At 62.9% G+C, this 18,065-nt stretch carries 19 protein-coding genes; 14 read left to right on the top strand and 5 right to left on the bottom strand.

Annotated elements, in window-relative coordinates; translation table 11 throughout:
* Positions 1–39: 39 nt before the first annotated feature.
* A complete protein-coding gene (locus HY30_RS13630) occupies positions 40–777 on the top strand; it encodes an SDR family NAD(P)-dependent oxidoreductase (protein ID WP_034741496.1) in 738 nt (245 codons plus the stop codon).
* A gap of 56 nt (positions 778–833) precedes the next feature.
* On the opposite strand, the gene HY30_RS13625 is transcribed toward HY30_RS13630, so the two are convergent.
* Positions 834–1,985 carry an Mrp/NBP35 family ATP-binding protein gene (locus HY30_RS13625; protein WP_034741493.1) on the bottom strand — a complete coding sequence of 384 codons (1,152 nt, stop codon included), beginning with the start codon at positions 1,983–1,985 and terminating at the stop codon, positions 834–836.
* 95 nt (positions 1,986–2,080) lie between these two features.
* Here HY30_RS13625 and hflK point away from each other — a divergent pair, with 95 nt between their 5' ends.
* The 4 genes from hflK (at position 2,081) to HY30_RS13605 (ending at position 5,850) form a co-directional block, all read left to right on the top strand.
* Positions 2,081–3,211: an FtsH protease activity modulator HflK gene (hflK, locus tag HY30_RS13620; RefSeq protein WP_034741489.1), complete on the top strand. Its 1,131-nt coding sequence runs from the start codon at positions 2,081–2,083 to the stop codon at positions 3,209–3,211.
* Positions 3,211–4,107 (top strand): protease modulator HflC, encoded by an 897-nt coding sequence (gene hflC / locus HY30_RS13615; protein ID WP_034741486.1) that lies wholly within the window; start codon positions 3,211–3,213, stop codon positions 4,105–4,107. The genes hflK and hflC overlap by 1 nt, the downstream gene beginning before the upstream one ends.
* A gap of 12 nt (positions 4,108–4,119) precedes the next feature.
* Positions 4,120–4,320: a DUF2065 domain-containing protein gene (locus HY30_RS13610; protein ID WP_034741483.1), complete on the top strand. Its 201-nt coding sequence runs from the start codon at positions 4,120–4,122 to the stop codon at positions 4,318–4,320.
* Between the two features lie 78 nt (positions 4,321–4,398).
* A complete protein-coding gene (locus HY30_RS13605; RefSeq protein ID WP_051615480.1) occupies positions 4,399–5,850 on the top strand; it encodes a Do family serine endopeptidase in 1,452 nt (483 codons plus the stop codon).
* A gap of 67 nt (positions 5,851–5,917) precedes the next feature.
* Here the strand turns inward: HY30_RS13605 and HY30_RS13600 are convergent, their stop codons facing one another.
* Both HY30_RS13600 and serB read right to left on the bottom strand, forming a co-directional pair.
* Positions 5,918–7,105, bottom strand: coding sequence for a pyridoxal phosphate-dependent aminotransferase (locus HY30_RS13600; RefSeq protein WP_034741480.1), 1,188 nt, complete (start codon positions 7,103–7,105; stop codon positions 5,918–5,920).
* Between the two features lie 210 nt (positions 7,106–7,315).
* Positions 7,316–8,239, bottom strand: coding sequence for a phosphoserine phosphatase SerB (gene serB, locus HY30_RS13595; protein WP_081812243.1), 924 nt, complete (start codon positions 8,237–8,239; stop codon positions 7,316–7,318).
* Positions 8,240–8,295: 56 nt separating this feature from the next.
* On the opposite strand from serB, the gene miaA reads away from it, so the two are divergent.
* From miaA to HY30_RS13560, 7 genes are all read left to right on the top strand, one after another.
* Positions 8,296–9,246, top strand: coding sequence for a tRNA (adenosine(37)-N6)-dimethylallyltransferase MiaA (gene miaA, locus HY30_RS13590; RefSeq protein ID WP_034741477.1), 951 nt, complete (start codon positions 8,296–8,298; stop codon positions 9,244–9,246).
* Positions 9,247–9,418: 172 nt separating this feature from the next.
* Positions 9,419–11,215 carry an acetolactate synthase 3 large subunit gene (locus HY30_RS13585; RefSeq protein ID WP_034741474.1) on the top strand — a complete coding sequence of 599 codons (1,797 nt, stop codon included), beginning with the start codon at positions 9,419–9,421 and terminating at the stop codon, positions 11,213–11,215.
* Between the two features lie 38 nt (positions 11,216–11,253).
* Positions 11,254–11,952 (top strand): hypothetical protein, encoded by a 699-nt coding sequence (locus tag HY30_RS13580; protein ID WP_155839342.1) that lies wholly within the window; start codon positions 11,254–11,256, stop codon positions 11,950–11,952.
* Complete coding sequence (gene ilvN, locus HY30_RS13575) at positions 11,949–12,515, top strand: acetolactate synthase small subunit (RefSeq protein WP_034741467.1); 567 nt, start codon at positions 11,949–11,951, stop codon at positions 12,513–12,515. Before HY30_RS13580 ends, ilvN begins: the two co-directional genes overlap by 4 nt.
* Positions 12,512–13,165 carry a hypothetical protein gene (locus HY30_RS13570; protein WP_034741464.1) on the top strand — a complete coding sequence of 218 codons (654 nt, stop codon included), beginning with the start codon at positions 12,512–12,514 and terminating at the stop codon, positions 13,163–13,165. Before ilvN ends, HY30_RS13570 begins: the two co-directional genes overlap by 4 nt.
* Before the next feature lie 52 nt (positions 13,166–13,217).
* Positions 13,218–14,237, top strand: a complete 1,020-nt coding sequence (ilvC, locus tag HY30_RS13565; protein WP_034741460.1) for a ketol-acid reductoisomerase — start codon at positions 13,218–13,220, stop codon at positions 14,235–14,237.
* A 15-nt stretch (positions 14,238–14,252) separates the two neighbouring features.
* Complete coding sequence (locus tag HY30_RS13560) at positions 14,253–14,957, top strand: endonuclease/exonuclease/phosphatase family protein (protein WP_034741458.1); 705 nt, start codon at positions 14,253–14,255, stop codon at positions 14,955–14,957.
* 4 nt (positions 14,958–14,961) lie between these two features.
* Here the strand turns inward: HY30_RS13560 and HY30_RS13555 are convergent, their stop codons facing one another.
* Entirely contained in the window at positions 14,962–15,621 is a 660-nt protein-coding gene (locus tag HY30_RS13555; RefSeq protein WP_051615479.1) for a GH25 family lysozyme, read from the bottom strand.
* 156 nt (positions 15,622–15,777) lie between these two features.
* Between HY30_RS13555 and HY30_RS19415 the strand changes: the two genes are divergently transcribed.
* On the top strand, positions 15,778–16,311 hold the full coding sequence (locus HY30_RS19415; protein ID WP_051615478.1) for a bactofilin family protein: 534 nt from the start codon (positions 15,778–15,780) through the stop codon (positions 16,309–16,311).
* Positions 16,312–16,313: 2 nt separating this feature from the next.
* Here the strand turns inward: HY30_RS19415 and HY30_RS19410 are convergent, their stop codons facing one another.
* Positions 16,314–16,913 carry a tetratricopeptide repeat protein gene (locus tag HY30_RS19410; RefSeq protein WP_155839341.1) on the bottom strand — a complete coding sequence of 200 codons (600 nt, stop codon included), beginning with the start codon at positions 16,911–16,913 and terminating at the stop codon, positions 16,314–16,316.
* A 155-nt stretch (positions 16,914–17,068) separates the two neighbouring features.
* On the opposite strand from HY30_RS19410, the gene HY30_RS13540 reads away from it, so the two are divergent.
* Positions 17,069–18,040: an oxidoreductase gene (locus HY30_RS13540; protein WP_034741456.1), complete on the top strand. Its 972-nt coding sequence runs from the start codon at positions 17,069–17,071 to the stop codon at positions 18,038–18,040.
* The last annotated feature ends 25 nt before the right edge of the window (positions 18,041–18,065 follow it).

Below are 18,065 nucleotides of genomic sequence, written 5' to 3'. Positions count from 1 at the left end.
TCATAGCTAGAGCCCTCACCAGCAAGAGGAGTTCTAGAGATGAAGAGACTTGAAGGAAAAATCGCCGTCGTCACCGGTGGCGGCACGGGCATCGGCTTCGGCGCCGCAAAGCGCTTCGTTGAGGAAGGCGCGTTCGTCTACCTCTTCGGCCGGCGTCAGGATAAGCTCGACGCAGCGGTCGCCGAACTCGGCGCTGGAAATGCCGAGGCCGTGCGGGGCGACATCTCGAACCTCGCCGATCTCGACCGGCTGTTCGATACCGTGAAGGCCGGCAAGGGCCATGTTGACGTGCTGTTCGCCAATGCCGGCACCGGCCAGGTCGCGGCCCTCGGCGACATCACGCCGGAGCATTTCGACAAGACGTTCAACATCAATGTGCGCGGCACCGTATTCACCGTTCAGAAGGCGCTGCCGCTGCTGCGCAAGGGCAGCTCGGTCATCCTGACCGGCTCAACCACCGGCGTCATGGGCACGCCCGCCTTCAGCATCTACAGCGCGTCCAAGGCGGCGATCCGCAACCTCGCCCGCAGCTGGGCGCTGGACCTCAAGGGCACGGGCATCCGGGTGAACATTCTCTCGCCCGGCCCGACTGCGACGGAACTCGCCTTCACCGAGGTGGGCGAAGACGCCATGAGGGAGATGGGCGCCTCGACGCCGCTTGGGCGCATCGGCGAGGTGTCGGAAACGGGGGCGGTTGCAGCCTTCCTCGCCTCCGACGACAGCAGCTTCATGACGGGCGGTGAAGTGTTCGTCGATGGTGGCTTTGCGCAGGTCTGAGGCCAGCGGCTTTTGACCACATCACATGGCGGCCGCTGATACGGCCGTCATGCAACCTAGTCCTCGAAGATGATTTCGGGGGCGGGCTTCGTTTCCAGAGTATCGAGGCCAACGGCCACGGTGCGCGCCAGTTCGTGGAAAATGCGCCCCGGTTCGCCGCCGCCCAGTGCCGCCGGCTTGCCTGAATCGCCGCCTTCCCGGATTGTCTGCAGCATCGGGATCTGCCCCAGCAGGGGCAGGCCCAGCGTCGTCGCCATGGCCGCGCCGCCGCCCTCGCCCATCAGGTAATGGCGGTTGCCCGCCGGGTCCTCGAACCAGCTCATCGTCTCGACAATGCCAAGCACGGGCACGGCCGTTTTCGTAAACATCGCCGCCCCGCGCCGCACATCGGCTAGCGCCACTTCCTGCGGTGTCGTCACGATGATCGCGGCCGTCACCGGCACGCGCTGGGCAATCGCCAGCTGCGCATCGCCCGTGCCCGGCGGTGTATCGATCACCAGCACGTCCAGCTCGCCCCATTCGGCATCATTCAGCATCTGCGCAATCGCCGACATCACGATCGGCCCGCGCCAGATCATTGGCGCATCCGGGTCAGACAGGTAGCCGATCGACAGCGTCTTCATCCCGTGCGCCTCAACCGGCACCAGTTTCTTCGACGCCGCCGTCTCCGGCTGCGCGTCCTGCATGCCCAGCATGGTCGGGATCGACGGCCCGTACACATCTGCGTCCAGCAGGCCGACTTTCATGCCCGCCTTGGCCATGGCGGCAGCGAGATTGACCGCAACGGTCGACTTGCCCACCCCGCCCTTGGCGCTCGCCACAACCAGAATCCGGTCGATTCCGGCAATCCTGGGTATACTGCCACCCTGCGTCGGCGCGCCCTGCTGCATCGCCTCATCAGACAGGCGTGCCCCCTTGGACACCCTCCGAGGGGCCGGTTCGAGCTTTACATGCTTGTGAGCAGGTGCCGTTACCTGGGCGGTCAGGATGCTGGTTACAGCCCGCACGCCGGGCACCAGTTCCGCCCGTCCTTCGGCCTCGATCCGGCGCGCCTCAGCGCCCGCCTGATCGGCCGGATCTGCAAGCAATACGAGGATTGCACGCCCCGAATCATCCACGTCGACCGACTCCAGCCAGTCCGGCGCACCAAGGGCGTCGCGCACCTGCCCGGCCAGTTTCCGGCGGGATTTTTCCTTCGAACCAAACACTTTCTGCGACTCCTGCGTCCTTGAAGCCCGGATTGAGGCATGCACATATCACGCAAGACACTATATAGAAGCCTACGAAACCAACAGGAGGGGCTATGCCCTGGGATGACAAGAACAAATCCAGCGGCCCATGGGGCGGCGGATCCGACGACGAGCCTGCCAAGGATGGTGGCTCGCCATGGACGCGCCCTGGCGGCGGCGGGGGCAATAATAACGACCTCGAAGCACAGATGAAACGGATGCAGGAGCGCTTCCGAAAACGCTCGAATGGCAATGGTGGCGGCGGTGGACGCCGTCGCGGCGGCGGCGGAACAGGCCCGAATTTCGGCCCGCTCGGCTTTGTCGTCCTCGTCGGTATTGCCCTGCTTGGCTGGCTGTCCACAAGCGTCGTCATGGTCGATCCGACCCAGCAGGCGGCCGTTTTCCGCTTCGGCAAATGGCAGACCAATTTCGGGCCCGGCCTGCACTTTCACCTGCCTGCCCCTATCGAGGAACATGTTCTCGTCGAGGTCGAAAACCGTAAGGAAACGCGGATCGGCAACAATCTCGAAGAAAGCCTGATGCTCACGCAGGACGAAAACATCGTCGATATCCAGTTTTCCGTCTTCTGGAAGGTCAACTCCGAACACCCGGAAAACTTCATCCTGAACGTCAAGAACCCCTCGGAAGCCGTCGAACAGGTCGCCGAATCGGTCATGCGTGAAGTCGTCGGCAAAACGCGCCTCCAGGGCGTGATCACGACCGAACGTGATGTCGTGCAGACGGAAGTCGGCAAACAGATCCAGGCCCTGCTCGATGATTATCGCGCCGGTATCGAAATCCTCGCCGTCACGATCGACCGGTCGGATCCACCGAAACAGGTGATCGAGGCCTTCAACGACGTGAACGTCGCCGAACAGGACGCCGAAACCAATATCAACCAGGCCACCCAGTTCGCCAACGAAGTCGTGCCGCAAGCCCGTGGTAGCGCCCAGCGCATCCTGCAGGAAGCGGAAGCCTATCGCGACCAGGTCCTCGCCGACGCACAGGGTGAGGCCTCACGCTTCGAACAGATCTACGAGGAATACCGCAAGGCCCCACGCGTCACGCGTGAGCGCATGTATCTTGAAACCATGGAAAAAGTGCTGGAGCGCTCCGACAAGCTGATCATGGATCAGGACTCCGGCGCCGTTCCCTACCTGCCGCTGGAACGAACGCAGCGGTCCACGAACGGAGGGCAGCAATAATGCGTACTTTTGGATGGCTAACCATCATCATCGCGGGCGCCGTACTTCTGGTGCTCATGAATTCATTCTTCGTCGTCCGTCAGGACGAACAGGCCCTGATGCTGCAGGTCGGCGAGCCCAAACAGGTGTTCAACGCGCCGGGCCAGGACCAGGCAGGCCTCTACTTCAAGATCCCGATGTTCCAGCAGATCGAAAAGCTGGATAAGAAGAATATCGGCCTTGATATCGAGAATATCGAAGTGCTGGCCTCCGACCAGCGCCGCCTCACGGTCGATGCCTTCGTCCGCTGGCGCATCAAGGATCCGCTGAAATTCTACCAGCGTTTCCGCAACGAGACGGCTGCCGCCCGCCAGTTGCAACAGATCACCAACTCGAACATCCGCGAAGCCTTGGGCGACGTGCCGGTGCCGGAAATCATTTCCGGCCAGCGCTCCCAGCTGATGGACCGTATCCGGGAGCGGGTGAACGCCCAGCTGACCGAGGATGGCATCGACATTGTCGACGTCCGCATCCGCCAGGCTGACCTGCCAACCGAAGTGGCCGAAGGCGTCTACAGCCGGATGCAATCGGCCCGTCTGCAGGAAGCCCAGCGCATCCGTGCCGAAGGTGAGGAAAAGGCACGCCTTATCCGCGCCCAGGCCAGCCGCGAGAAAACGGTTATCGAGGCCCAGGCCCGCGAGCAGGCCGAGACAATCCGCGGTGAAGGCGATGCCAAGTCGACTGAAGTCTATGCCAACGCCTACAACAAGGACCCGGAATTCTTCCGCTTCCAGCGCGCCCTGATTGCCTGTGACAAGGCGATCCAGGAAGGCACGCAGATCATCGTGGCCCCCAAGAGCCTCGGCATCTGTGACGAGTTCATCGAAAGCGCCCGCGTCAATGGCGGTTCCCGCTAGGAAACGGGGCGCGTGTCCAAGCTTTACCTGATACTGGCTGCGGCCGGTCTATGGTTCTTTCTGGAGGGGGCGATCTACGCGGTCGCCCCCGACTTCATGCGCCGCATGGCTGCACGGCTGTCTGAAATGTCCAGCCGTGACGTGGCCTTTGCCGGTCTGGCCTCGGCCGTGCTCGGCGCCCTTCTGGTTGTCTTTGCAGTCAGAGGCATCTGACCCTGTTGCAACAGGGGCGCAAAGCGCCATACTGCTCAGGATACGAGCAACATCCGATCCTCAGGAGCCTCCTCTCACATGCGCATTCCGGCACTCGCCGCCCTTGGTTTCATCCTTGCCTCCGGGCTGCCGGCTTTCGCTCAGCAAAGCCTGTCGCAACGTGTCGAAGGCGTGGACCAGAAAGTGCAGCCGAGCAGCCTTCGCGAGCTGTCAAAGCGCCTGATGCCCGCCGTGGTGAACATCTCGACCCAGCAGACAATTGCGCCCAACGGCCTGCCGACCTTCCCCGAAGGGTCGCCCATGGAGCGCTTCAACGAATTCTTCGGCCGCGACGAGGATGGCTTCCAGCGCCAGGGCTCGCTTGGCTCCGGCTTCGTCATCAGCGCGGATGGCATCATCATCACCAACAATCACGTCATCGACAATGCCGACGAGATCGAGGTCAATTTCTCTGACGGCCGCGTGCTTGAAGCCACGCTGATCGGACGCGACCGCGACACCGACATTGCCGTGCTCAAGGTCAAGAGCAACACGCCCCTGCCCTTCGTGGATCTCGCCGACAGCGACCATGCCGAAGTCGGCGACTGGGTCATCGCCATCGGCAACCCGTTCGGCTTTGGCGGTTCGGTCTCCGCCGGCATCATCTCGGCCCGCAACCGCGATCTCAATTCCGGCCGCTCCGATGACTTCATCCAGACCGACGCGGCCATCAACCGGGGCAACTCCGGCGGCCCCCTGTTCAATCTCGGCGGCGAAGTCGTCGGCGTGAACACAGCCATCATCTCGCCAACCGGCGGCTCGGTCGGCATCGGCTTCTCCGTGCCGTCCAACCTCGTGAAGCGCATCTCGCAGCAGCTGATCGAGCATGGCAAGGTGCGCCGCTCATGGCTCGGCGTGAACGTTCAGGATGCAGACGAAGCCCTCGTCAAGGCCTACAAGGCCAAGGGCAAGGGCGGTGTCATCATCACCCGCATCACCGATGACGGCCCGGCCGACAAGGCCAAGCTCGAAGTCGGCGATCTCGTCCTCGCCTTCGACGGACAGGCCATTTCCAGCGTGCGCGAAATGACCCGCCTCATCTCCGACGAGCCGATCGGCAAGACCGTGCCGCTCTCCATCATCCGCGATGGCAAGGCCCGCACGATCTCGGTGACCCTCGGCGAATTGCAGGATGATGAAGAGAGCGCACCGGCCAACACCCTCCCCGATGGTCCGGCCAGCAGCAATGATCTCGGCGCCGAGCTTGCCGCCATCGATGACGATATCCGCCGCCGCTTCGGTATCCCGAAAGATGTTGATGGCGTCGTCGTCACAGGCGTCAGCGCGCGCGGGCGCTCCTTCGGCAAGCTCAACCGCGGCGACGTGATCGTGGAAGTGAACTTCAACAAGGTCGCCTCGGTCACCGATACCGTGTCGCGCGTGGAAACAGCCATGACCACGCCGCAGCAGCCCCTCCTCCTGCGCGTCAAGCGCCGGGGCGATGCCGGCTGGTTCGACCAGTTCCTGTCGATTGAGCTGACCAGGAAATAATCAAACGCCCAAATGAAAAAGGCGCCGCTCCAACAGCGGCGCCTTTCCTCGTTCAGTCGGTCACAGCCTAGATGGCTGTGAGGATTTCCTTGGCAGCGGCGTGACACTTTTCGATCTCGTGATCGAGGCCAACGCAGATGCGTGTCCATTCCGGCTTGTCTGCCCAGCGCGAGCCAACCACTTTGACGCCCTTCTCGAGCATCTTGTCGGCGAACTCCTGGTTGTTCATGCCGAGGTCCATGTAGATGAAGTTGCCCTGTGGGTTTGGCGCATACGGACGACCGAGATCGTTCGCCATGGCGATCAGTTTCTCGCGGCCCTTGATCATCTTGAGGCGCATGTCATCGAAATAGGCCTTGTCGTCGAGGCTCGCCATGCCGGCCACCAGGCCGAGATGGTTGACCGACGAGAGACGGCCCGTCTTGCGCATCGCCATCGCCATGTCGGCAGGCATGATGCCATAGCCGAGACGCTGGCCGGCCATTGCGTAGATCTTGGAGAATGTGCGCGCCACGATCACCGGCTTACCGGCCGAAACGAACTCGCTCATCACGCCAGCCGGATAGTCGTCGGCCATGTCCATATAGGCTTCGTCGATGAAGACCGGCACCTTGGCCGAAGCGTCTTCGATGAAGGCTTTCAGCTTGGCAGGCTCGATCGTGCGGCCGGTCGGGTTGTTCGGGTTACAGATGTAAACCGCGCCCGTGTTCGGACCGATGGCGGCAGAGATCGCCTCAAGGTCGTAGCCGAGGTCCTGCGTCAGCGGCATGTAGACCACTTTCGTGCCGGCCTGCTCGGCAACGCGCGGAACGCCTTCATACGTGATCGCCGAGGTGACGATCTCGCCGCCCTTGACGTTCACATAGTCAGAGAAGGCCGCCAGGATTGGCGAGGAACCATTGGTCACCAGAACCTGCTCCGGCAGCACGCCTTCACGGGCGGCCACTTTCTCGGCGAAAGCCTGTGTCAGCGGATAGGCATAACGGTTGAGGTTGTTCAGCTCTTTCGACATGGCCTCAACAGCCATCGGCGACGGGCCATACGGGTTCTCGTTGGCCGACATGATCGCGATGCCGTCCGGATTGACGGCCGGTGCGGTAACCTTGGCCGCCGCGGCAGTCGCTGGCGCCGACGCGCTGGCACTGTCGGAACAGGCGGCCAGACCGGCTGCTGCACCGAGCGCACCCACGCCGGCAAATTTCATCAGGTTACGCCGGGATGGCGAGATCAACTGGTCATAGTCAGGATTTTTCATTGCATTTGCCCTCTGGGATGTGGGCGGGCTTCTGGCAAAAACTCTACTGACCTCACCCGCTGGAATGCGTGCAGTACGCAACGGGGCCCCGTTGTGGTGCAACGATTATTATTCAAGCCCCGTTAAATGGGACAAATCTGCACATCAAACAGTCAGGCTGGCTCGCTCCTGAAGCGAAATGCACGCAAATGGCCTTGAAAACGGGCAGGCTCAGCCGGTGACGAACTCGTCCGCTGCATAGCCCTGGAAGAACAGCGCTGCCGTCAGGTCCGTGTGCTGGATGGCCGCCGTCGCCTGCTCGGCGACAATCGGCTTGGCATGGTAGGCAATGCCAAGCCCCGCTGCACGGATCATGTCGAGGTCGTTTGCCCCGTCACCCAGGGCTAGCGCATCGGCGCGTGCAAGGCCGTGCACTGCCGCCGTCTCGTCGAGCGCCGTCAGCTTCGCCTCGCGCCCGAGAATGGGCCGGCCCACTTCGCCGGTCAGGGCCGCGCCATCATCCACCAGCGTATTCCCGCGATGCGCATCAAAGCCCGACGCCACCGCCACGCGGGACGTGAAGAAGGTGAACCCGCCCGACACGAGCACCGCATGTGCGCCATTTGCCTTCATCGTCGCCGTCAGCGTCCTGGCACCCGGGTTCAGCGTGATGCGCTCTTTATAGGCGGCCTCCAGCGCAGACAGCTCCAGCCCCTTCAGCATGCCCACCCGCGTCGTCAGCGCGCCCTCGAAATCCAGCTCGCCGCGCATCGCCCGCTCGGTGATCGCCGACACCTCGGCCTTGAGGCCGGCAAAGTCCGCCAGCTCGTCCAAGCATTCCTGCCCGATGATGGTCGAGTCCATGTCCGAGATCAGCAGCCGCTTGCGCCGCCCTTCGACCGGTAAAAGGGCCACATCCACCCCGGAAAGGGCCTTGAACGGTCCAAGAAGTCCCTCAACGTCCGCCTCGGACGCCGCAAAAACATACTCGCAAGCCTGCCAGGGTGTCCCGTTCGCCAATATCCGCAGCTGCGCATCCTGCACGCCCGCTGACACCAGTATTTCACCCAGTTCTGCTGCCAGATCGGTACGGGATGGCGCCGCGACAGCAGTTGCAGCAAAAAAATTGCGGGACTTATCCGGGTTCTGGCTCATGTTATTCCGTCTCTTGGTGTCTTCCAACTTACCCGACTAGCCCTTAGGTCTAGAGCATGCATCCGGCAATCCTCATTCACGGCCCAACCGCCAGCGGCAAGACCGCCCTCGCCATCGCCATCGCCCGGCGGCTGGGCGGTGAGGTCATCAATGCTGATTCCATGCAGGTTTACAGGGACCTGCGTGTCATCAGCGCCCGGCCCGACGCAGAGGAGATGGATGGTGTCGAACACCATCTCTTCGGCCATGTCGATGCGGCAACGCGTTATTCCACCGGTGACTGGCTGGAAGAGGCCCGCCGCGAGATCAAGCGGGTGGAACTGAAAGGCAAGCGCGCCATCCTTGTGGGCGGCACCGGCCTTTACCTGCTGGCGCTGACACAGGGCCTCTCCAGCATCCCGCCCGTGCCTGAAGACATCCGCGCCGAAGTGCGTGCCATTGCCGAGGCCGAAGGCGCCGAAGGCCTGCGCGACCGCCTCGCCCCCGTCGATCCCGAGACCGCCGAACGGCTCGGCACAGGCGACCGCCAGCGCCTGGCGCGGGCCTATGAGGTCTGGCTGGCCACGGGCCGGCCCCTCGGCCATTTCCATGACGAGCGCCAGCCGCCTGTCCTGAATGACGGCGAATGGATCGGTTTTGCCCTCACCCCGCCTCGCGCGCGCCTCTACCAGAAGATCGACCGGCGCTTCGAAGGCATGCTGATGCAGGGCGCCATGGACGAGGCCCGCGCGCTGATGGCACGCAACCTCGACCCCGAACTCCCCGCCATGAAGGCCCACGGCATGCCCTGGCTCACCGCTTTTGCCCGCGGTGAGATCACCGCCGAACTCGCCGCCGAGAACGCCAAGCGCGATACACGCCGCTATGCAAAGAGGCAGTTCACCTGGATCGGCAGGCAGTTCCCCTTCTGGCCGAGAATACCCTCACCGGAGCCGGAAAACCGCCTCAGGGTCATTCATGCCCTTTATAGGGAGATTGACACGGTCAAAGAGGCAGATTATTCCTGAGCCCGACGTTGGAGGAAACGCACCGTGCGCACATCACTAGTACTCGTTATTAGGCATCCGTAGTCGACTGATCATACAGTCGATTGCGGATGCGCGCACATAAGGGTCTCCTCAGGGGGCCCTTTTTCATTTCAGCCCTAGCCCGAATTTCCCACACAGTCCGAGAGCCCCAATGACCACTGCCACAAAGACCAAGACGCGCGCCGCTAACCCGGCACCGACAGAGCCCCGCATTATGACGGGCGCCGAGATTGTCATCGAGGCGCTTCGTGAGCAGGGTGTAGACGCGCTCTTTGGTTATCCGGGCGGTGCAGTGCTTCCCATCTATGACGCGCTCTTCTCGGCGCCTGACATCAGCCACATCCTCGTGCGCCATGAACAGGGCGCTGGCCATGCCGCCGAAGGCTATGCCCGCTCCACCGGCAAATGCGGCGTTGCGCTCGTCACGTCCGGCCCCGGCGCCACCAACATGGTCACGCCCATCACCGACGCGATGATGGACTCCATTCCCATGGTCGTCCTGTGCGGCCAGGTCCCGACCCACCTGATCGGCACGGATGCCTTCCAGGAATGCGATACGGTCGGCATCACCCGCACCTGTTCCAAGCACAATTACCTCGTCACCGACGTGAACGACCTCGCCCGCGTCATGCACGAGGCCTTCCTGATCGCCACATCCGGCCGCCCCGGCCCGGTCGTGATCGACATCCCGAAGGACGTCCAGTTCGCAACCGGCACCTATATCGGCAAGGACGGTATCCACAAATCGACCTACAAGCCGCAGACCCAGCCCCACGCGGATGCAGTCGCCGCCGTTGTCGATCTCATCATGACCTCTTCCTCGCCGGTCTTCTATACCGGTGGCGGTGTCATCAATTCCGGCCCCCGCGCCTCGAAACTGCTGCGCGAACTGCAGGCCGTGACCGGCATCCCCGTCACGTCCACGCTGATGGGCCTCGGCGCCTTCCCGGCCTCGCACCCGGACTGGCTCGGCATGCTCGGCATGCATGGCAGCTACGAAGCCAACCATGCCATGCATGACTGCGACCTGATGATCTGCGTCGGCGCCCGTTTCGACGACCGCGTCACCGGCCGGGTCGATGCTTTCTCGCCAAACTCCAAGAAGGTTCACATCGACATCGACGCCTCCTCGATCAACAAGATCGTCCGCGTTGACGTGCCTGTCGTCGGCGACTGCGCCGCCACACTGGAAGCGATCCTGAAAGAGCTGGCGAAACGCAAGGGCAAGCGCCCCGACCTGTCCGCCTGGAAGAAACAGATCACCGCATGGCGCGACCGCAACTGCTTTGCCTACAAGAACTCCGACACGGTGATCAAACCGCAATATGCGGTCCAGCGCCTCTATGAACTGACCAAGGACCGCGAGACCTATATCTCCACCGAAGTCGGCCAGCACCAGATGTGGGCCGCCCAGTTCTACCATTTCGAGGAGCCTAACCGCTGGATGACCAGTGGCGGCCTCGGCACGATGGGCTATGGCCTGCCGGCGGCCGTCGGCATCCAGGTCGCCCATCCGGGCGCGCTGGTCATCGACATTGCCGGCGAAGCCTCGATCCAGATGGTGATGCAGGAATTCTCGACCGCCGTTCAGCACCGCCTGCCGGTCAAGGTCTTCATCATGAACAATGAATGGATGGGCATGGTCCGCCAGTGGCAGGAATTGCTGCACGGCGAGCGCTATTCGCACTCCTATTCAGAGAGCATCCCGGATTTCGTCAAACTGGCCGAAGCGCTCGGCGGCCATGGCATCCGCTGCGACAACCCGGCCGAACTCGACGGCAAGATCAAGGAAATGATCGCCCATGACGGCCCGGTCCTGTTCGATTGCCGCGTCGAAAAGGCCGAGAACTGCCTGCCCATGATTCCCTCGGGCTCTGCGCATAATGAGATGATCCTCGGCGAGATAACTGGTAACGAAGTCAGCGACGCCGGGAAGAAGCTGGTCTGATGACCGGACAGGCATTGGGTTATGGGACGGACCGAGACATGAGTACGAGCGAGATCCTCGCCCTGCTTCGCGAACACCTTGATGTGGTGATCGCGCTCGGCTCTGCGCTCGTCGCCCTCGTCAGCGCCTTCGCTTCCCGCGCCGAAACCCGCCGCCAGCGCCGCCTGCAGACCGAACGCCTGCGCCAGAGCATCGATGCCGCCAGCCTCGAATGGGGCAATCACGCCATTGATGCCCTCGGCCGGGCCGCCATGTTCGCCCGCACGCGCCACCTGCAGGCCAATGAGGGCAGCTTCATCGGTGGCAAGACCAGCCAGCTGATCAGCCTCTCGGCACTTGTCGAGCGCGGCCGCATGTTCTTCCCCAATCTCGATGCCGATAACAAGGGCGTGGACAAGGACGGCGCCTATCGCGGCCACCGTCCGCCCATCCTTGATGCCGTGATGTGGGCCTATTTCGAGCTGGAATCCATGACCCGCGAAGGCGGTCCGACCGGCGATAACAGCGCAGACTTCATCGATGACTGCCGCCGCCTCATGGTGTCGGAACTGCAGGCCCACCTTGATCCGCGCCGACTCGACAAGATCGTTGAGCGCTATAATGACCAGACCCATGAAAACCGACGCGATGCCATCGCGCGCGCCAAGGCGCTGAAAGCCCGCCTTGAAACGCGCAGACCCGGCATCGTCCTCGACACATCCAGCGTGCCGGGCAGCCAAACGGAGACGAAACAATGAGCGACGGCACCAGCGGCGCCCCCGGAAATCCCAAATCCGCCTATTTCCTCTCGCATGCCGATGAGGAAGTCGAACGGCGCACGCTTGCCGTACTCGTCGACAACGAGCCGGGCGTTCTCGCCCGCGTCGTCGGCCTGTTCTCCGGACGTGGCTACAACATTGACAGCCTGACGGTCGCCGAAGTCGATGCCAGCCAGCATCGCTCGCGCATCACCATCGTCACGCAGGGCACACCGCACATCCTCGAACAGATCGAGGCCCAGCTGCTGCGCATCGTTCCCGTCGGCGAAGTGATCGACATCACCAAGTCCAAGCGCGGCATCGAGCGCGAGCTGGCCCTCATCAAGGTCGCCGGCACGGGCGAAGTGCGCGTCGAGGCCCTGCGCATCGCCGAAATCTTCCGCGCCCGCGTCATCGACACCACGAACGAGAGCTTCATCTTCGAACTCACCGGCGCGTCCGACAAGATCAGCCAGTTCATCGACCTGATGCGCCCGCTCGGCCTCGTCGAAGTCAGCCGTACAGGCGTTCTCTCGATCAAACGGGGAAAGGAACAGGGATGAGCAGGCTCGGCCTTCTGCTCCTGTCGGCCCTCCTTGTTGCAGGGGCTGCCAGTGCAGCAGAAGAAACTCCGGAAAGCTGCCGCCCGAAAGTGGCGGGCACGGCGCTGGCGCTCGCAGGCGATGCCGAGAGCGCACAGCTGCAATGCGATATCGATCGCGCTGCCCAGCTCGTTGCCCGTTCAGAAAGCCGCTCCGCGACCGCCCCGCGTCCCGTCGTGCGCGTGGTCGATACGGCCTCGCCTTCCGGCACGGCCTATATCTATGACGTGATCGGCGCTCTGCCCAATTACTGGCTGGAAGCCCGCACCGTGCCCGGCGACGAGAGCGAGCGTACCCGTGTCCCTGTTTGCACACTCGGCACGAACATTCCGGCCGACGTCTCGCAGCTCATCGCCAACGAATTGAAATCTGCGGCGTCCCAGACGCTGCCCGAATATGGCGCGCGTGAGGACATCCAGGTCAATCCGGACGGTTCGAAACGCGTCGTTCTTCTCCTCGATACGCACGACATCATCACAACGGTCGAAACAGAGGCAGGCACGCGGCACTTCTCGCGCCACGCCCGCGCCTCTGACGAGATCGCCCGGCTCAACCAGACAATCATCGGCGTCGCCAATTTCAGCGACAGCTGGGTCTGCAACGCCGGCTGAATACTCACCCTTCCAATCAACCCCCACCCCAAAGCGGAGCTTTTTGAAGCCAATGAAAGTTTACTACGAGCAGGATGCGGATCTTTCCCTTATCCAGAACAAGAAAGTTGCAGTCGTCGGTTATGGCAGCCAGGGCCACGCCCATGCCCTGAACATGCGCGATAGCGGCGTGAAGCAGCTCAAGGTCGCCCTCGCTGCAGGTTCGGCCAGCCGCAAGAAAGCCGAAGCCGAAGGCATCGAAGTCACCACGGTCGAAGAAGCCACGAAATGGGCTGACGTGCTGATGATCCTCGTTCCCGACGAGAAGCAGGCCGTCCTCTTCGCCAACGAGATCGAACCGCACCTGCGCGCCGGCCAGCACATCATGTTCGGCCACGGCTTCAACATCCACTATAACCTCATCCGTCCCCGCGCCGATGTTGACGTGTCGCTCTCCGCGCCAAAGGGCCCGGGCCACACGCTGCGCGCGCAATACCAGATGGGCTTCGGCCTGCCGGGCCTGATCGCCGTCCATCAGGACGCCACCGGTTCGGCAACAGACGTTGCGCTCTCCTACTCGAAAGCCATCGGCAACACGCGCGCCGGCGTCATCCAGACCTCGTTCCGCGAAGAAACCGAAACCGACCTCTTCGGCGAACAGGCTGTCCTCTGCGGCGGTATCGTCGAGCTGATCAAGGCAGGTTTCGAAACGCTGGTCGAAGCCGGCTACGCGCCTGAAATGGCCTATTTCGAATGCCTCCACGAGACCAAGCTGATCGTCGACCTGATCTATGAAGGCGGCATCGCCAACATGAACTACTCGATCTCGAACACGGCCGAGTACGGCGAATACGTCTCCGGCCCGCGCATCGTGAACTCGGAAACCAAGGCCGAGATGAAGCGCGTCCTCACCGACATCCAGGATGGCACGTTCGCCCGCAACTGGGTTCTCGAGAACCAGGCCGGCGCTCCAAGCTTCCACGCCAAGCGCGCCCGCATGAACGACCACCTCATCGAGGAAGTCGGCGAAAAACTGCGCGGCATGATGCACTGGGCCCAGAACGACCGCCTGGTCGACAAGGCCCGCAACTAGGCTGCTCACGCGCTTATGCGCCTGATCAACTGGAACATAGAGAGACGCGGCCCGCACACGTGGCAGGCCGCGTCTCTTGTTTCCGAGATACACTCGCTCCAGCCTGACCTCGTCGTCCTGACGGAAGCCCACCTCTCCTCGCTTGAGTCCCTGGGCGGCCATGTCCTGTCACATCGCGGATACGGTGTCGGGCCCAAGACCGACAGCGAACGGCTGGTCCTGATCTGGAGCAAGGCGCCATGGACGGACATACCCCTGCCCCCCTCACTCGCCGATCTTGGCGGCGCCGTGCTCGGCAAGACCGAGATTGACGGACGCGCAGTCTATTGTTTCGGCATCTGCATTCCATGGCACATGGCACCGACGTCGCCTCCCGGTGAAAAGACTCAGCCGTGGAAGCAGCACGAATTATTCCTCGACCAGCTTGGCCCCGCCCTCGACGCCCTCAGCCACCTGCATCCCCTGATAGTTGCAGGCGACTATAACCGCCGCATGCCGAGAGCCTGGGGCCCTCACAAATCTTACGAGAAACTCGAAGCAGCCCTCACCGGTCTGGACGTGGTAACACGCGGTTCACTTGCTCCACTCGACGACATGACCATCGACCATGTCGCTACACGCGGCGACCTGCGCCCCACTCATGTTCGCGCCCTCGACCGGAAAGACGCCTCCGGCAGGGCCCGAAGCGATCACTTCGGCATTCTGGTCGATTTCGACTGAGCGGTCATTCAGCAGCCCGGTTCAAATCCACGTCGCCTTTCACGCCCGCCACCTTGCCCCGCATCGAATGCTGCCAGATGGCGTAAGGCATGTCCGGCGCGCCCTCGACACTGCGTATCCACAGCGGATAGCGGTCGAAGGATCCGGCGATCCAGTCGGTGTAGAATTCCTTTGTCGTGTAGAGCACCGGCACCGCGCCATATTCCGCTTCCAGCCTGTCCAGAAAGGCCCGCAGCTCGGCCTTTGTTCCGGCCGCGTCCCGGAACGGCTTGCAATTATGGGCATACTCCAGGTCCACCGCCGGCGGTAGCGTCCCGTCACGCACTTCCACCGCGCGGATGAAGTTCACCGCCTGCGCCTCCCACGGCTTGCACAATATATAGAAGTGATAGGCCCCGACGGCATAGCCCCGCCGCGTTGCCTCGATCCAGTTCTGCTGGAAATCCGCATCCGTCCAGTCGCGCCCTTCGGTTGCCTTCAGATAGATGAAGTCGATCCCGGCCCCCTCAAGCAAGTCCCAGTTCACCGCGCCATTATGATGCGACAGGTCGATGCCCGCCGCGCCCGGTGGCAGAAGGCCGGGCCCAGACGGGGCCGCAGACGGCTCTGCCGAGCACGCAGAAAGGGCCAGGAATACGCAGAACAGGGTGAGTCGAAGGTCCATTGGGGGCCAATCTGGCACGCAAACAAGGCGCCGTCGCGTCGAAACGCCTGCGCTCCGGCGGCGGCCGCAAGACCATATGAAGGCCATTGCGAAGGCCTCATGGCACGCATTTTGCTCTGAAATCCCTTGTATTTCAGTCACCAAGGGATGTGACCATTGGCAAACCCACTTTCGCCGACCCGCCCCGGCAAGCCGGGCGAAGGCAGCTTCATCGCCGCAGGCACGCGCCTGGAAGGCCAAATCGCCTTCACCGGCCCGACCATCGTGTCAGGTCATCTGAAAGGCGACGTCGCTGCGGATGGCCTTCTGATCATAGAGGCCGGCGCCATTGTCGATGGCAACGTCGACGGTACGGTCATCGTGGTTCACGGCTCACTCACCGGCACGATCAGCGCCAGCGAGATGATCGAAGCCTTTCCCGGTTGCCGTATCGAAGGGCGCGCCTATGCGCCCAGCATGCGGGTGGATGGCGGCGCCACCGTCCTGGCCGATCTGCTGATTGCGCCGGATCGCCCTGCCGACTGGAACACGCCGCAACAGGCCGCCCCTGTCCAGCCGCAAGCCCGGCCACAGCCCAGCCCGAAACAGGTTCAGGCAGACATGTCCGCACCCGCGCCTCAGCCAGCGCCCCTGCCCCCTTTCGTCAACACCATGTTCACCCAGCCAGCAAAGACCGGCTCAGGCAGCTAGGCTCAGCGCCCGGCGCCGTCTTTCAGCCGTTCCCATGTGTCATCATTGGGGTCATAGGCGGCGAGGCCCGTGATCCGGTCGCAGGCCCATTTGTAGCCGTCGTCACAGGCTGACTGCAGGATACGCGTGCCCTCGGCCACGTTCTTCGCGCCGCCCTTGCCCGCAAACACCATGTTGCCATAGCCGGCACAGCCGCTCACTTCGCCGAGATCGCACGATTTCTTGTAAAGCAGGCGCGACTGCGCGAGGTCCTGCTCGACGCCGTCGCCCTTGGTGGTCAGGTAGGCGAGCGACGCACAGCCAGCCGCGTCCTTGCCATTGCAGGCCTTGCGGTAGGCTTCGCCGGCCAGCTTGTAATCCTGCATGCCGCCCCAGCCCTTGCGGTAATAGTCACCAAGCTTGGTGCAGGCTGCATAATCTTTTGTGGCGCACGCCTGGATGGCCTCAGCGCGCCCGGCGCGGTCCTTTTCCAGGTTCTGGGTCGCCTGCTCTAGCGCGATCTCGGCCTGCGTGCGCTCGACCTTCTGCCCGTATTGCGCGGAGGCCGGCGCCGCCATCAGGCCCGTAGCGGCGATAAAAACAACACTTGTCAGGAAGCGCATGGCAGCAATCTCCAATGATATTCTGTAACATTCAATATATGCCTTGCCCGGCGCGGCGTCCATGCGCCGGGCTGCTTAAGGAATCGTAACCTCCCCTTGCCGCCATGGCCCTCTCGGCGCAAACTCGGCAAAACAGTTCGGGAGACATCAGGCATATGGCAGCGCAAGACCAGAAACCCATCGGATCAGGCTTTGGTGGAAAGACGACCGCCAGCGAAGTGCTCGCCGGCATCGACCTGACAGGCCGTAACGCGATCGTGACAGGCGGCTATTCCGGCATCGGACTCGAAACGGTCCGCGCACTGGCCGTAGCAGGCGCCCGTGTCACCGTGCCCGCCCGCCGCGTCGAAGTCGCCGAGGATACGCTCGCTGACGTCGCCGGCGACATCGAAATTGCGTCCATGGACCTGGCAGACCTGCGCAGCGTCGACAAATTCACCCGTGAATATGACGAGACCAAGCGCGGCCTCGATATCCTGATCAACAATGCCGGCATCATGGCCTGCCCCGAAGGCCGCGTCGGCCCCGGCTGGGAACGCCAGTTCGGCACCAACCACCTCGGCCACATGGCCATGAGCCTCGCCCTCGCCCCGTCCATGCAACGGGCAGACTCCGCCCGCGTCGTCTGCCTCTCCTCGACCGGCCATGTCCGCTCTGACGTGCACTGGGACGACCCGCATTTCAACAACACGCCCTATGACAAGTGGGACGCCTACGGACAGGCCAAGTCCGCCAATGCGCTCTTCGCCCTCGGTGTCGACCATCGGGGCCGCGATGTCGGCGTGCGGGCTTTTTCCGTCCATCCGGGCGGCATCTTCACGCCCCTCCAGCGCCACCTCAGCGAGGAAGAAATGGTTCAGCTTGGATGGAAAGCCCCAGATGGCTCGATCCCGCCCCAGGTACAGGCCATGTTCAAGACGCCGGAACAAGGCGCGTCGACCAGCGTCTGGGCCGCAACATCGCCCCAGCTCAACGGCCACGGCGGCGTCTACTGCGAGGATTGCGACATCGCCAAACTCGCCGATGAAAACAGCCAGCGCTGGGAACATGCCCGCGCCTGGATCTGCGATGATGAAAAGGCAGAACGCCTCTGGACCATGAGTGAGAAAATGCTGGCTGACGCCTGAGACACAGGCGCATGAGGAGGACAGA

The organism is Hyphomonas chukchiensis, from assembly GCF_000682695.1.
In the GTDB taxonomy this organism is placed as follows: Bacteria; Pseudomonadota; Alphaproteobacteria; order Caulobacterales; family Hyphomonadaceae; genus Hyphomonas; species Hyphomonas chukchiensis.
The sequence above is the reverse complement of the archived record's forward strand: the minus strand, read 5'-3'. Positions and strand labels throughout refer to the sequence as shown.